The 13,059-nt window shown below is 40.9% G+C and carries 13 protein-coding genes, 1 tRNA gene, 1 rRNA gene, 1 other RNA gene and 1 other annotated feature; of the genes, 4 read left to right on the forward strand and 12 right to left on the reverse strand.

Going from position 1 to position 13,059, the window contains the following annotated elements; translation table 11 throughout:
* Nucleotides 1–298: 298 nt before the first annotated feature.
* The 7 genes from ADA55_RS24845 to tadA all read right to left on the reverse strand — a co-directional run bounded on the left by ADA55_RS24845 (nucleotide 299) and on the right by tadA (nucleotide 4,697).
* Nucleotides 299–568: a pro-sigmaK processing inhibitor BofA family protein gene (locus ADA55_RS24845; RefSeq protein WP_370019689.1), complete on the reverse strand. Its 270-nt coding sequence runs from the start codon at nucleotides 566–568 to the stop codon at nucleotides 299–301.
* A gap of 104 nt (nucleotides 569–672) precedes the next feature.
* Nucleotides 673–891 carry a YaaL family protein gene (locus ADA55_RS24850; RefSeq protein WP_034316261.1) on the reverse strand — a complete coding sequence of 73 codons (219 nt, stop codon included), beginning with the start codon at nucleotides 889–891 and terminating at the stop codon, nucleotides 673–675.
* A 20-nt stretch (nucleotides 892–911) separates the two neighbouring features.
* Nucleotides 912–1,508 (reverse strand): recombination mediator RecR, encoded by a 597-nt coding sequence (recR, locus tag ADA55_RS24855; RefSeq protein ID WP_034316264.1) that lies wholly within the window; start codon nucleotides 1,506–1,508, stop codon nucleotides 912–914.
* Between the two features lie 60 nt (nucleotides 1,509–1,568).
* On the reverse strand, nucleotides 1,569–1,886 hold the full coding sequence (locus ADA55_RS24860; RefSeq protein WP_048688709.1) for a YbaB/EbfC family nucleoid-associated protein: 318 nt from the start codon (nucleotides 1,884–1,886) through the stop codon (nucleotides 1,569–1,571).
* Between the two features lie 21 nt (nucleotides 1,887–1,907).
* On the reverse strand, nucleotides 1,908–3,596 hold the full coding sequence (dnaX, locus tag ADA55_RS24865; RefSeq protein ID WP_048688689.1) for a DNA polymerase III subunit gamma/tau: 1,689 nt from the start codon (nucleotides 3,594–3,596) through the stop codon (nucleotides 1,908–1,910).
* A 183-nt stretch (nucleotides 3,597–3,779) separates the two neighbouring features.
* Nucleotides 3,780–4,044: signal recognition particle sRNA large type (gene ffs / locus ADA55_RS28055), an RNA gene on the reverse strand.
* 143 nt (nucleotides 4,045–4,187) lie between these two features.
* On the reverse strand, nucleotides 4,188–4,697 hold the full coding sequence (gene tadA / locus ADA55_RS24870; protein ID WP_260089152.1) for a tRNA adenosine(34) deaminase TadA: 510 nt from the start codon (nucleotides 4,695–4,697) through the stop codon (nucleotides 4,188–4,190).
* 139 nt (nucleotides 4,698–4,836) lie between these two features.
* Here tadA and ADA55_RS24875 point away from each other — a divergent pair, with 139 nt between their 5' ends.
* From ADA55_RS24875 to ADA55_RS24885, 3 genes are all read left to right on the forward strand, one after another.
* Entirely contained in the window at nucleotides 4,837–5,382 is a 546-nt protein-coding gene (locus ADA55_RS24875) for an isochorismatase family cysteine hydrolase (protein ID WP_048688692.1), read from the forward strand.
* A gap of 180 nt (nucleotides 5,383–5,562) precedes the next feature.
* Nucleotides 5,563–6,222: a deoxynucleoside kinase gene (locus tag ADA55_RS24880; protein WP_048688695.1), complete on the forward strand. Its 660-nt coding sequence runs from the start codon at nucleotides 5,563–5,565 to the stop codon at nucleotides 6,220–6,222.
* Nucleotides 6,200–6,871, forward strand: coding sequence for a deoxynucleoside kinase (locus ADA55_RS24885; RefSeq protein ID WP_048688698.1), 672 nt, complete (start codon nucleotides 6,200–6,202; stop codon nucleotides 6,869–6,871). The genes ADA55_RS24880 and ADA55_RS24885 overlap by 23 nt, the downstream gene beginning before the upstream one ends.
* 121 nt (nucleotides 6,872–6,992) lie before the next feature.
* Here the strand turns inward: ADA55_RS24885 and ADA55_RS24890 are convergent.
* The 4 genes from ADA55_RS24890 to guaB form a co-directional block, all read right to left on the reverse strand.
* Nucleotides 6,993–7,085, reverse strand: a tRNA-Ser gene (locus tag ADA55_RS24890).
* A 132-nt stretch (nucleotides 7,086–7,217) separates the two neighbouring features.
* Complete coding sequence (serS, locus tag ADA55_RS24895) at nucleotides 7,218–8,495, reverse strand: serine--tRNA ligase (RefSeq protein ID WP_048688701.1); 1,278 nt, start codon at nucleotides 8,493–8,495, stop codon at nucleotides 7,218–7,220.
* Nucleotides 8,496–8,558: 63 nt separating this feature from the next.
* Nucleotides 8,559–8,783, reverse strand: a binding site (T-box leader).
* Nucleotides 8,784–8,852: 69 nt separating this feature from the next.
* Nucleotides 8,853–10,169 carry a D-alanyl-D-alanine carboxypeptidase family protein gene (locus ADA55_RS24900; RefSeq protein ID WP_081088479.1) on the reverse strand — a complete coding sequence of 439 codons (1,317 nt, stop codon included), beginning with the start codon at nucleotides 10,167–10,169 and terminating at the stop codon, nucleotides 8,853–8,855.
* A gap of 173 nt (nucleotides 10,170–10,342) precedes the next feature.
* On the reverse strand, nucleotides 10,343–11,806 hold the full coding sequence (gene guaB / locus ADA55_RS24905) for an IMP dehydrogenase (RefSeq protein WP_048688703.1): 1,464 nt from the start codon (nucleotides 11,804–11,806) through the stop codon (nucleotides 10,343–10,345).
* 111 nt (nucleotides 11,807–11,917) lie between these two features.
* Here guaB and ADA55_RS24910 point away from each other — a divergent pair, with 111 nt between their 5' ends.
* Entirely contained in the window at nucleotides 11,918–12,883 is a 966-nt protein-coding gene (locus tag ADA55_RS24910) for a YaaC family protein (protein ID WP_048688706.1), read from the forward strand.
* A gap of 81 nt (nucleotides 12,884–12,964) precedes the next feature.
* On the opposite strand, the gene rrf is transcribed toward ADA55_RS24910, so the two are convergent.
* Nucleotides 12,965–13,059: ribosomal RNA gene (gene rrf, locus ADA55_RS24915) — 5S ribosomal RNA — on the reverse strand; the annotation flags it as partial.

Here is a 13,059-nt window from a genome sequence, read left to right on the forward strand (position 1 = left end):
TAAAATTTAACGTTGGCGCTTTGTTCTGTTCAGTTTTCAAAGAGCGATTTTTCGTCGTTACTTTGTAAGCGACTTTATTATCTTATCATTTACCAAACCTGATGTCAACAACTTTTTTCATATTGTTTTTCGGTTAAGCAATGTATGATGTCGTTATTGGCGACTCCTAATATATTATCAGGTTGATCAGTAATCGTCAATGGTTAAATTAGTTTTTTTCAAAAAAAACAATAGCATGATAAAAACCCCAAGGAGATATCCATGAGGTTTTCATAAGATGACTTCGACGCACTATCCTTTAAATGATCCAATAACCAATGGCCGCCAATGCGGCAACTCCCGGTATTCCAAGCAAGCCGGCGACTGCCGAGGTAACAGGGTTGATGGGGACATGAATGCCCGCCTGATTCCCAAGTGTATTCAAAAAGAACAAAAATGCTGCACCGATAATGACCTTTATAATGCCCTGCCCTATAAACCGGACAGGTCTTAATGGCGCCCCGATAATGAGGAGCATTAAAATCAAGCCGCCAACTATGGCAACAAAGACAACTGGTTCCAAACTCATTCCTCCCCGCACGCTTGTACTAAACTTATATGAAGGAAACGCTGGATTAAGAACCGAAAAAAATGGCCATGAGGATCAAACAATCCTTCACAGCCATTTCCTTATCATCTTTTTAAGCGAACATTCCTTCTTTTGACTTCCCTGAATAAGTAGAAATATTTCACTTCCGCCAGTCTCGTTTGGGCGATTACTTCCTCAGATGGATCAACGCTTTTTTCAAGTAATGATTTTTGATTATGCCAATTCCATTTCAATTGTTCAAGCTCTTCGATTAATGAATCATTGAATTCATTCCGAAGTTTCTTTTTTTTACGAAAGAACAAGTGAAGTCCTCCCAGCTATCTTATATTTCTCTTCTTCCTTCTATTGCTTTTGATAGCGTCACTTCATCCGCATACTCCAAATCTCCGCCAACAGGAAGTCCGTGGGCAATTCGGGTCACTTTGATGCCTGATGGTCTAAGCAACCGGGAAATATACATGGCTGTCGCTTCACCTTCAATATTAGGATTAGTAGCCAAAATTACCTCCAGCACTGTTTCATCTTGCAGGCGCTTTAATAAATCAGGAATATTTATATCTTCAGGACCAATTCCGTCCATCGGGGAAATACTGCCATGCAGTACATGGTATAAACCATTGAACTCTCTCATCTTTTCCATAGCTATAACATCTTTCGGGTCCTGTACCACACAGATCAAACTTCTGTCCCTCTTTTGATCTTCGCAAATATAGCAGGGATCTTGATCTGTAATATGACCACAGACTGAGCAATACATAAGATTCCGCTTAGCATTAACAAGTGCTTTTGCAAAATCCAAAACAGTATCTTCCTTCATGCTTAATACATGAAAGGCTAATCGAGCAGCCGTTTTAGGACCAATCCCCGGCAATTTCATAAAACTGTCAATGAGCTTGGAAATTGGTTCTGGATAATGCATCGAATTCCTCCTAAAAATTTCAAAAGAAACCCCCTGAAAGGAAGTTTCTTTTGAACTTGCTTAAAACATACCCGGAAGGTTCATTCCCTTAGTGAATTGTCCCATCGTTTGGTTTGTCATTTCTTCCGCCTTTTTCAAAGCATCGTTAGTAGCAGCCAACACTAAATCCTGAAGCATATCGATATCATCCGGATCGACAACTTCCGGTTTGATGACTACATCGACTATTTCCTTATGTCCAGTCACGATGACCGTTACCATTCCGCCGCCGGCAGTTCCTTCAACCCTTTTTTCACCTAATTCTTCTTGTGCCTCTGCCATCTTCTTTTGCATCTTTTGCATTTGTTTCATCATATTCTGCATATTACCGCCGCGCATACCCATTTTCCTTACCTCCAATTATTCTTTAATTTCAAGTAAATCATCGCCGACTAATTTTCTAGCCTCTGCTATAAAGGGGTCTTCTTCTTTTGATTCCGTTTCTTCTGGACCGTCGAACTGCTGTGTTGAGATGAAATCCTCCCGCAACCTTTGCCACTGGCTTTCCGGAACTCCAGCTATCTCCATTCGGTGTCCGGTCAATTGCTGCATGATCGAGGCTATCACTTCCACGAAACGGTTATTTTCCATTGCCATTTGACAATGAATATCATATTTGAATTTTACCACAAAAGCTTCAGTTGACGCAGCAACAGGTTCCGCCTCCGTTAATAAAGCTGCCAATGACTTTTGGTTTTGCTGACCTAACTGTTCAAGCACTTCCCCCCACTTACTTTTCACAGCATTAAGACCTGGCTTTGTAGCTTGTTTCAAAACTTGATTGATCTTTCCGGCAGGTGCTTTATATGACTTTTTAACGGCCCTTTGCGCCTTAGCCTGCTCTGCAGGTTTTTCTGCCATGGCTGCCGGAATGCCGTTTTTCTGCATTTCGAGTAATTTCTTCTCTAAATCTTCTATTTTCTGCTGCAGCTGTTGAAGCTGCCCGTTATCCATTTGATTTGGCCTTTGCTCATTACATAACTTCACAAGTGCCACCTCAAGGAAAATCCTTGGATGATTTGTCCATTTCATATCCTGCTGTGTTTGATTGAAGCTTTCAATTATGGAGTAAATCGATTCAGAAGAAATCACTTCTGCCAATTCCTTGAATTGGGGATCTATCAAAACACGCTCGAAGGATTCTGCCAGTGCCGGTGCCGTTTGAAACAACAGCATGTCACGGAAGTAATAAATCATGTCTTCTATGAACCTAGCCGGGTCTTTTCCCATGGCCAGCAATTCTTCAAGGACTTCAAGTGCCACCGCTACTTCTTTATCATATATAGCTTTTGCCAGCCGGCTTAAAAACGCTTGCGAAACAGATCCGGTGACAGTCAATGCATCTTCCACTGAAACTGTCTCCGAACTGAAGGATATCGCTTGATCAAGAAGGCTTAGTGCATCCCGCATCCCGCCTTCGGCTGCCCTCGCAATGATATGCAGGGCTTGTTCATCACAAGAAACACCAGTTTCTGCAATGATTTGTGACATCCGGCCAACTATATCTTGAGGCTGGATCCGTTTAAAATCAAACCTTTGGCAACGGGAAATGATCGTTAGTGGAATCTTATGGGGCTCAGTCGTCGCCAATATGAAAATCACATGCTTCGGAGGTTCTTCCAATGTCTTTAAAAGCGCATTGAACGCCCCTTGTGAAAGCATATGTACCTCATCAATGATGTAAACTTTATATGTAACCGCGTTAGGTGCATATTTGACCTTATCACGAATGTCACGGATTTCCTCGACACCATTATTGGATGCTGCATCAATTTCTATAACATCTGATATGGAGCCATCGGTGATTCCGCGGCAGGTAGCACATTCGTTACAGGGCTCACTTGTCGGGGCATGCTCACAATTCACTGCTTTTGCTAAAATTTTGGCAGCACTTGTTTTCCCTGTTCCACGTGGACCGGAAAATAAATAGGCATGTGAAACCTTTTGCCCGACCAAAGCATTCTGCAACGTTTTCGTCACATGTTCCTGCCCGACTACATCAATGAATTGTTGCGGCCGCCATACCCGATATAATGCTTGATACCCCACGGAAATCCCTCCTTCTTTTCTCCATCTTGTTTATTATACATTACTGATTTCCTTAATATCAAAGTCTAAAATGAAATTTCATCATTGCCTCATTTTTTTCAAAAACACCAAGCACTTTACCTTCTTGGCATAAAAAAAAACCCACCCGATACGAATGAGTTTTTTGTTTATGTAAAATAACTGCCGTGCACCTTCTGTCGATTAGCAACCATAAGCGTTACTTAAGCAGTTAGCTCGGCCCAGGCAACCCTGCGGCACATGAGAACTTCCACTTAATGCTGCTTCCTTCCGGACCTGACATGGTTCATGGAGTCCCATTGCGCAGGACCCGGGCGTCAACACCACTTACTTAAGGCAGGCCCTACAGAATGCTAACCTCGAGAAGGGATTCAACCTCGCTAGAGCGGATTGCGAGTACAGGGCACCGCTACCTCCCCGTCTAGCACGGCAAAAGTAATACCAATTTCATAGCGTCATGTCGACGCATAATTCATTATACTAAGGTAACAAAAAAAACGCAAGTGTTGTTCTTGGACAGTTCAATTCCAAATTTACCAAATGAAGCAAAGATTCATCTTCAACATTCGTTTTTCACTTATTATTTTCTTCAACAAGCTTGAGTGCCTGCTCTCTTTTCAACATTTTCTTTCTATCCCTTAGCTCTTTAAAAAAAGAAGTCAAAATCCAGCCGCACTCTTCCCCCAATACACCACTGGTTACATCACATTGATGGTTAAAGCGTTCATCTCGAAGTAAATCCATGAATGTGCCTGCACAGCCAGCCTTTGGATCATGCGCTCCAAAAACGACCCTTTTCACCCTTGATTGCAAGATGGCACCGGCACACATCGGGCAAGGTTCCAGCGTTACATATAATGTCGCATCTTCAAGACGCCAACTGCCAGTAGCACGGCAAGCCTCATTGATTGCAAGGAGCTCCGCGTGTGCCGTCGCATTCTGTTCCGTTTCCCTCAGGTTATGCCCCGTCGAAATAACTTGATCATCTATTACGATTAAAGCGCCAATCGGCACTTCATTCAATTGCCGCGCCTTTTTTGCTTCCTCTAAGGCTAAATTCATGTAATGAACATCATCCTTCAAAAAAAAACCCCCTCATATTAAATAGGAGTAAACAGACAAATATAAGACAAAATAAAGGTCATACTACTTGTTCTAATGAATAGTAACGCATGCGGCATATGTGCTGCAAGTAAATTCTCACAATACAGGAGGATATACCATGAATCGACCTGAATCGCCTTCTTTTGCATTGCTTATCATTGATATGATCAATGACTTTGACTTCAAATACGGGAATATGCTCCTTGCACATACGAAACTTATCGTCAATCCGATCTTGAAATTAAAGAAGCAAATGAAAGAAAAAGGTTTTCCAATCATTTATATCAATGATCATTATGATTTATGGCAGGCTGACTTCGATAAAATCATTGATATATGTAAAAATGAAGGTAATGCCTCATTAATCGAAAGAATAAAACCTCAACAGGACGAGTTTTTTCTCATCAAGCCGAAGCATTCCGCATTTTATGGGACGGCACTCAATACACTGCTTAAACGATTAAACGTGGATACCCTGATCATTACTGGCATAGCTGGCAACATCTGCGTGCTATTCACGGCCAATGATGCCTATATGCGGGAATATAAATTATGGATTCCGAAGGATTGCATAGCTTCTGCATCAAAGGAAGATAATCATTACGCATTAAAAATGATGAACCATGTTCTCAAGGCATCCATAAAACAAGGTGAAGACATGTAAGCATTCAATCGAACAAGGCATTAATCTACATACCTCCCCAATTAACACTCTTTCATTCTCTTTCTTTATCAACCTGACAAAAATGTCACTAAAGTCCCAAGTCTGTGATACAATATCTCTTGGCGAAAATCCTATGACCGGGAATTTTAGCTTGATACCTCATGAAGGAGGACAGATTGGATGAAATCCACCCCATTTATCACTGTCGAAGGTCCAATCGGCGTGGGAAAAACATCACTTGCAAAAGTTATCGCAGATCATTTTCAAATTTCATTATTAAGGGAAATTGTCGATGAAAATCCATTTCTCGGGAAATTCTATAAAGATATTGATGAGTGGAGCTTTCAAACAGAAATGTTTTTTCTATGTAACCGTTATAAACAGTTGGATGATATCGAAAAAAAGTATCTTACTAATGACCAAGCCGTAGTGGCTGATTATCATATATTCAAGAACTTGATATTTGCTGAAAGAACGTTAAAGAACGAACAATACAATAAGTATCTTGAGATATTCAATATTTTAACACGGGATATGCCTGAACCTAATATGGTGATTTATTTAAACGCAAGCCTTGATACTCTTCTCTCCCGAATCGGTAAAAGAGGTCGTGAAATCGAAGAAAATATATCCTCCATTTATTTAGAGCAGTTATCCGCGGATTATCGAACATTCATGGAAACATTCGAGAAACAGCACCCTGACATCCCTGTTCTTACATTCAACGGAGATGAGCTGGATTTTGTCGGGAACAAGGATGATTTGAAAACGATAATAAGCCAAATAGAGAATGCCCTGCACAAAGGAGTAACGTCAAATGAACTTACGAAAGAAATATAATATTCCAAACAACGCCGTCATTACGATAGCAGGGACGGTTGGCGTAGGAAAATCGACCATGACCAATGCGTTAGCTGATGCCCTTCAATTCAGGACATCATTTGAGAAGGTTGATACGAACCCCTACCTGGATAAGTTTTACGATGATTTTAATCGTTGGAGTTTCCACCTGCAAATCTATTTCCTCGCTGAACGATTTAAAGAGCAAAAAAAAATCTTTGAATACGGCGGCGGTTTTATCCAAGACCGTTCCATTTATGAAGACACCGGGATATTTGCAAAAATGCATTATGAAAAAGGCACGATGAATGAGGTGGACTACGAAACGTATACAAGCCTTTTCAATGCCATGGTAATGACGCCATACTTCCCGCACCCTGATTTACTTATCTATCTTGAAGGTTCGCTCGATGATATCCTCAACCGGATCCAAGAGCGCGGCCGTCCAATGGAACAGCATACCCCAATTGAATATTGGCAGGAAATGCACGGCCGTTACGAAGAATGGATCGATCAATTCAACGCCTGCCCTGTCCTTCGATTAAATATAAACGAATATGATCTTATGCAGGATGAAGCAAGTATCGAACCTCTTATAAAACGGATTGCCGAATATATGGAGCAAACCAAGTTGTTGCGAAATGTGTAAAACAGAAAAACCACCGGTTATCCGGTGGTTTTTTAATATATTAGAAAACAAAAATTCCGTTACATAACTGTAACGGAATTCATCGATATCCAATTTATGCGCTGTGGTTATTAATAAGTTATGGAGGAGGTAGAGGGATTCGAACCCCCGCGGGATTTGACTCCCCTGTCGGTTTTCAAGACCGATCCCTTCAGCCGGACTTGGGTATACCTCCGTATCAACATTTATTATATTACATGGAATCAAAATCAAAGTCAAGCCCTCTATAAAGTTTTTTTAAAATAATTTTCAAACTTTGATAAAAAGGGGAATCAGCCTCTTTAACCAGAAGCTGATTCCCTTTGACTTACGGTTTAATGACTTCCGCACCGCGCATATATGGACGTAATACTTCAGGAATGATAACACTGCCATCTTCCTGCTGGTAATTCTCCAAAAGGGCAGCGACTGTACGGCCGATTGCCAAGCCTGATCCATTTAGGGTATGGACGTGTTCCGGTTTGCCTTTTGCATCACGCCTGAAGCGAATATTGGCCCGTCTAGCCTGGAATGCTTCAAAGTTACTGCAAGAAGAAATTTCGCGGTACGTTCCATAGCTCGGGATCCAAACCTCGATATCATACTTTTTAGCAGCTGTGAAACCAAGATCTCCCGTACACATGCTTAGCACTCGGTATGGAAGACCCAGCAATTGGAGGACCTTTTCGGCATGACCTGTGAGGTTTTCCAACTCTGCATAAGAATCTTCCGGCTTCACGAACTTCACTAGTTCAACTTTATTGAACTGGTGCTGACGAATTAGCCCGCGCGTATCACGACCCGCAGATCCTGCCTCTGAACGGAATGAAGCACTGTATGCCGCATAGCTTATCGGCAGATCGTCCGTGCTCATGATTTCATCACGATGGAAATTTGTCACCGGCACTTCAGCTGTAGGAATCAAGAAGTAATCATCACTTTCAATACGGAAAGCATCCTCTTCGAATTTTGGCAATTGACCTGTCCCGGTCATGCTTGCACGGTTCACCATATATGGTGGCAGCATTTCTTCATATCCGTGTTCCTCAACATGAAGGTCTAACATAAAGCTAATTAGTGCACGCTCTAATCGAGCACCAAGACCCCGATAAAATACAAATCGGCTTCCGGTCACTTTTGCTGCCCGTTCAAAATCCAGGATGCCTAGATCTCCAGCTACATCCCAGTGTGGTTTCGGTTCAAACTTGAATTCAGGTAACTCCCCCCATTTACGGATTTCGACATTATCGTCTTCCGTCTCACCAACAGGCACGCTTTCATGCGGTATATTAGGAATGGAAAGAAGTAATATTTCTAATTGTGCTTCCACTTCACGAAGCTCATCATCGAAACCTTTTATACGGTCACCGACTTCACGCATTTCCGCAATCAACTGATCTGCATCTTTTTTCTCCCGTTTCAATATGGCCACTTGCTGTGAAACTTCATTTCTTTGGCTTTTCAACTTTTCCGTTTCAGCAATCAAGGTCCGGCGCTTTACATCCAGTTCCTCGAATTTTCCTAAATCGGTTAAATCTTCCCCTCTGAATTGCAATACACGCTTCACTTCTTCAAAATTATTTCTTACATATTTCAAATCCAACATTTCAATTCCTCCTTAATGTTTTTGATGATTTATCAAAGAACGCAAAAAACTCCCGTCCCCTGAAGAAGGGACGAGAGTTAACCCGCGTTGCCACCCTAGTTGAAGGCCTATGAAAAACGCCTACCACTTATCACGATAACGGCTTTTAACCGAAAGTATTTACTGACCCAAAAGGCTTTCCATACTCTGCTCCAGGAGGGATTCACAAAACTCTCACACCGATTTCCACCAGCCACCGGCTCTCTATAGAAAGAAATACTTGTTACTATTTCCTGTCATTGCTTTCTTATATAATCAGATTGTTTTCCATAATGTACTATAATTTTATACATTACGCAACCGTTTTATACACGAAACTTAAAACCAGCCTTTAACAGTGGAAGCTACACTGCTCCAAACGTCTCCAAAGAATCCGCCAACCGCCCGCATTGATAATACGAACCAGTTTGCCTTTTCAACAGATTCAGCAGCTACGACGTTAACCTTAACTGGATCTCCGTTGATGTACCCGTAATCTTCTCCTTTTTTAGGAGTGACTGTGATGTAGCCTAGCTTTTCACCTTTTTTGATTGGTGCAGTCAGCTTACCATCTTCATTCAATTTGTTTTTATCAATCACTAAATCAGTTTTATAGTTGTCTTTCCCACCATTTTCAACAAGTAGCTCGATTGCTTTTTCAGATTGGATCTTAACGTCTTTTTCCTTGCCTTTCACTACTGAAAGTGTTTCTTTCCCTTTCACCTGGTAGTTGGCTGGAAGGACTTTTTCCTTTTTAAATGTTGCATAAGCATAGTTCATAAGCTTAGTGCTATCTGCAAAACGTTCGTTTTTATTAGTGGACTTCATGACCACCGTGATATAGCGCTGACCGTCCTGGATAACCGTCCCTGTATGGCCATAACCAGCAAAGTCGGTAGATCCCGTCTTTAGTCCATCTACGCCTTTATATTCAAAAATCAGGCCAGGCAGCATCCAGTTGAAGTTCGGATATTCTTTTCCATCACGGAACTTCAATTTAGGAATGCTGGCGATTTTTAAAACTTCCGGATAATCATTTATTAAACGATAAGCAAGAAGTGCAGTATCTTTTGCTGTCATGATATTTTCATCATCTTCATCACCTGAAGGATATTGCCCTAATAAATCGGAGTTATTCAAACCGCTGGCGTTAACGAATTTATGATTTTTCAAGCCTAATTCCTTTGCTTTTTCATTCATTAACTTAACGAAGCTCTTTTCACTTCCGGAAACTAGCTGTGCTAAAGCTACTGTTGCCGCATTTCCTGAATAGACGGCCATAGCTTGATATAGTTCCTTAACTGTATAATCTTCACCTTCCGTTAACCCAACATTCGACAAATTGGGTGCTTTTGAAAGGTCATGTACATATTTATTTATTTTTACTTTTTGATCCCAACTGATTTTCCCATTTTCAATTGACTCCATTATGATGTACTCGGTCATCATTTTAGACATGGATGCAATCCCTAATACTTTATCGGCATTTTTTTCATACACGATTTGTCCTGTTTCACCATCGATTATGATGGCTGCCTCTGCCTTTAAACCTAAATTATCAGATTCAGCAACAGCTTCCCCCGGTTGATAGGCAAATTGCGACATAACAAGAACAAAAACAAAAGTGAAAATGAGGGTCTTGCTGATTTTTTTCAATTTCCAATACCTCCAACTTTTAAGCTAATCTCTATAACAAAGAAGAAACTTTATGTAAATCCCTTGACACCTTGTCTAGTTTATCACAGAAAAAATAAAAAAAATAGACAGAGTAATCGCAGACTCTGTCTATTTTAACAATAAATTTTAATGACGATTATATGTTAAATTCATTACATTGAGTAGTTCGGTGCTTCTTTAGTAATTTGGACATCATGAGGATGGCTCTCCCTTAATCCGGCACCGGTCATTTTGACAAATTGAGAGTTTTCTCTCAACTCTTCCAATGTGGCTGTACCGCAATATCCCATACCTGAACGAATGCCGCCAATCAGTTGGAAAATGGTATCTGATAGAGGTCCTTTGTATGGAAGGCGCCCTTCGATGCCTTCTGGAACAAATTTCTTGTTATCTTCCTGGAAGTAACGATCTTTAGATCCTTTTTCCATTGCAGCAACAGATCCCATACCCCGATACACTTTAAAACGGCGACCTTGGAAAATTTCCGTTTCGCCAGGGCTTTCAGTTACACCTGCAAGCATACTACCAAGCATTACTGCATGTCCGCCTGCAGCCAGCGCTTTAACGATATCACCTGAATATTTAATTCCGCCATCAGCGATAATCGTTTTACCATGTTTTCTTGCTTCTGTTGCACAATCGAAGACTGCCGTGATTTGTGGAACACCTACACCGGCTACAACCCTTGTCGTACAGATTGACCCTGGTCCGATTCCCACTTTCACTACATCGGCCCCCGCTTCAATCAATGCTTTCGTCCCTTCAGCCGTTGCCACATTACCGGCAATGATCGTCAATTCAGGATAAGTCGCGCGGATTTCCTTCACCATTTCAAGGACGCCTTCTGAATGACCGTGAGCAGTATCAAGTACAATTGCATCGACATGGGACTTAACAAGCATTTCAACACGCTTCATTGTATCCTTAGTCACTCCGACTGCAGCACCTGCAAGCAATCTCCCTTGCTTATCTTTCGCCGAATTCGGAAACTCAATGACTTTCTCGATATCCTTGATCGTAATAAGTCCTTTAAGAACTCCATTATCGTCTACAAGAGGAAGCTTTTCAATTTTGTACTTTTGAAGAATCTTCTCTGCTTGTTCCAAGTTAGTTCCTACTGGCGCTGTGACGAGATTCTCAACAGTCATGACACTGGAAATCTTCAAGGAAAAATCGGAAATAAATCGCAAATCACGGTTTGTAATGATACCCACAAGTTTTTGATCCTCAATATTGTTGACTACAGGAACACCCGAAATGCGATATTTACCCATTAAATGCTCTGCATCGAATACCTGGTGATCTGGCGTCAAGAAAAATGGATCGGTAATTACACCGCTTTCTGAACGTTTTACTTTATCCACCAGTTCAGCTTGTGCTTCAATGGACATATTTTTATGAATGATACCCAATCCGCCTTGACGAGCCATGGCAATCGCCATCTCTGCTTCTGTCACGGTATCCATTCCTGCACTGATGATAGGAAGGTTGAGCTTTAAGTTTTCAGCTAAGTTGACTTGAAGGTTGACATCTTTCGGCAAAACCTCTGATTTCGCTGGAATTAATAGGACATCATCAAAGGTTAAACCTTCTTTTGCAAATTTATTTTCCCACATTATTTTCCCCTCCTGCTTAAAAATATTATTTGTAGGTTATCAATAGGACATACTACTGTCAAGAAGAGAAATAAATGTTTGATTATTCTATTAATTCGGAGGATAGCTGCAATGCCTGAAAACAATGATAATTTCGATAAATATACACCTTTTTTTTCCGCATCTTCCTCTCAACTTTTTTTACAAAAATGTTACACACAAGAAAAAATAGCAGAAGCGGAAATCAAAAGTTATGATAATTGTTATCCATTTATTTACCATCTTGAACATGCTAAAACTTATTATAATCAGGCAGCCATTGCACCACTTTCCATTCAACCAATCCTGACATTTTATGGATTCGCCCAATTATTAAAGGCTTGTCTGCTCACGATTGATCCTAACTATCCGGAATCAACTTCGATGCTTGCCCATGGGGTAACTACGAGGAAAAAGAAAAAACAGCAATATGAATTTCTGAAGGATGAAGTGAAAACGCAAAAAAATGGACTTTTCACCTGCATCGCCGAGAAATTATTTCATATCAAGCATCTGGAAGGTGAAAAGTTTTCCATGGGTACACTTATGAAAGAAATCCCGGATATGCAAAACTTTACATGGTCCATTTCCAAGAAAAATTTCGTTGCCCTGCTCCCCTCCTCCAATGGTTTTCAATTGCCTTCATCCATATTGGATAGCTATCAAATGTCCAGCAGTCGATTGGAAGAATTTTTGAAAGCTAAAACGAATCAAATTTACAGTATTTCGGAAGCTCCTGGAACACTGCATTTAAAAACAGAGGGTGTTCCTATTCATAATGCCGCATCTCCAATACGGTATAATTTAGAAGAGGGGAAATTCATGCTATCTCTAAATAAAGATTCGTCCGCTTTTTCATTACCTGAGCTTTTGATTCATTATTTGATTTCTTATAACCTTAGCATAATAGCTCGTTATGAAACAGAATGGTGGGCAGAGCTGATGAAAACCATGCCTAATGACGATTACCCTTGCATTGTGCAATTCCTTAAAATAAGCCAAGCTAAGGTGCCATTTTTAATATTTGAATGGATTAAGTCGGAAAGGTTCCACATCTGATCCTTCCAACACCCTATTTGTGAATAAATCTGTCCTGAAACGACAAAAAAAGACCAGCCGGATGGCTGATCTTTTTAAATGGCTTGGCGGCGTCCTACTCTCACAGGGGGAAACCCCCAACTACCATCGGCGCTGAAGAGCTTAACTGCCGTGTTCGGAATGGGAACGGGTGTGAC

This window comes from Bacillus sp. 220_BSPC (genome assembly GCF_001054655.1).
Taxonomy (GTDB): domain Bacteria; phylum Bacillota; class Bacilli; order Bacillales; family DSM-1321; genus Peribacillus; species Peribacillus frigoritolerans.

What these genes read in the sequence shown, in the direction of transcription:
- ADA55_RS24845 (WP_370019689.1), bottom strand. Translation starts at nt 568, where the DNA reads ATGAGTTTGGAACCAGTTGTCTTTGTTGCCATAGTTGGCGGCTTGATT.
- recR (WP_034316264.1), bottom strand. Translation starts at nt 1,508, where the DNA reads ATGCATTATCCAGAACCAATTTCCAAGCTCATTGACAGTTTTATGAAA.
- ADA55_RS24860 (WP_048688709.1), bottom strand. Translation starts at nt 1,886, where the DNA reads ATGCGCGGCGGTAATATGCAGAATATGATGAAACAAATGCAAAAGATG.
- ADA55_RS24875 (WP_048688692.1), top strand. Translation starts at nt 4,837, where the DNA reads ATGAATCGACCTGAATCGCCTTCTTTTGCATTGCTTATCATTGATATG.
- ADA55_RS24880 (WP_048688695.1), top strand. Translation starts at nt 5,563, where the DNA reads ATGAAATCCACCCCATTTATCACTGTCGAAGGTCCAATCGGCGTGGGA.
- ADA55_RS24885 (WP_048688698.1), top strand. Translation starts at nt 6,200, where the DNA reads ATGAACTTACGAAAGAAATATAATATTCCAAACAACGCCGTCATTACG.
- serS (WP_048688701.1), bottom strand. Translation starts at nt 8,495, where the DNA reads ATGTTGGATTTGAAATATGTAAGAAATAATTTTGAAGAAGTGAAGCGT.
- guaB (WP_048688703.1), bottom strand. Translation starts at nt 11,806, where the DNA reads ATGTGGGAAAATAAATTTGCAAAAGAAGGTTTAACCTTTGATGATGTC.
- ADA55_RS24910 (WP_048688706.1), top strand. Translation starts at nt 11,918, where the DNA reads ATGCCTGAAAACAATGATAATTTCGATAAATATACACCTTTTTTTTCC.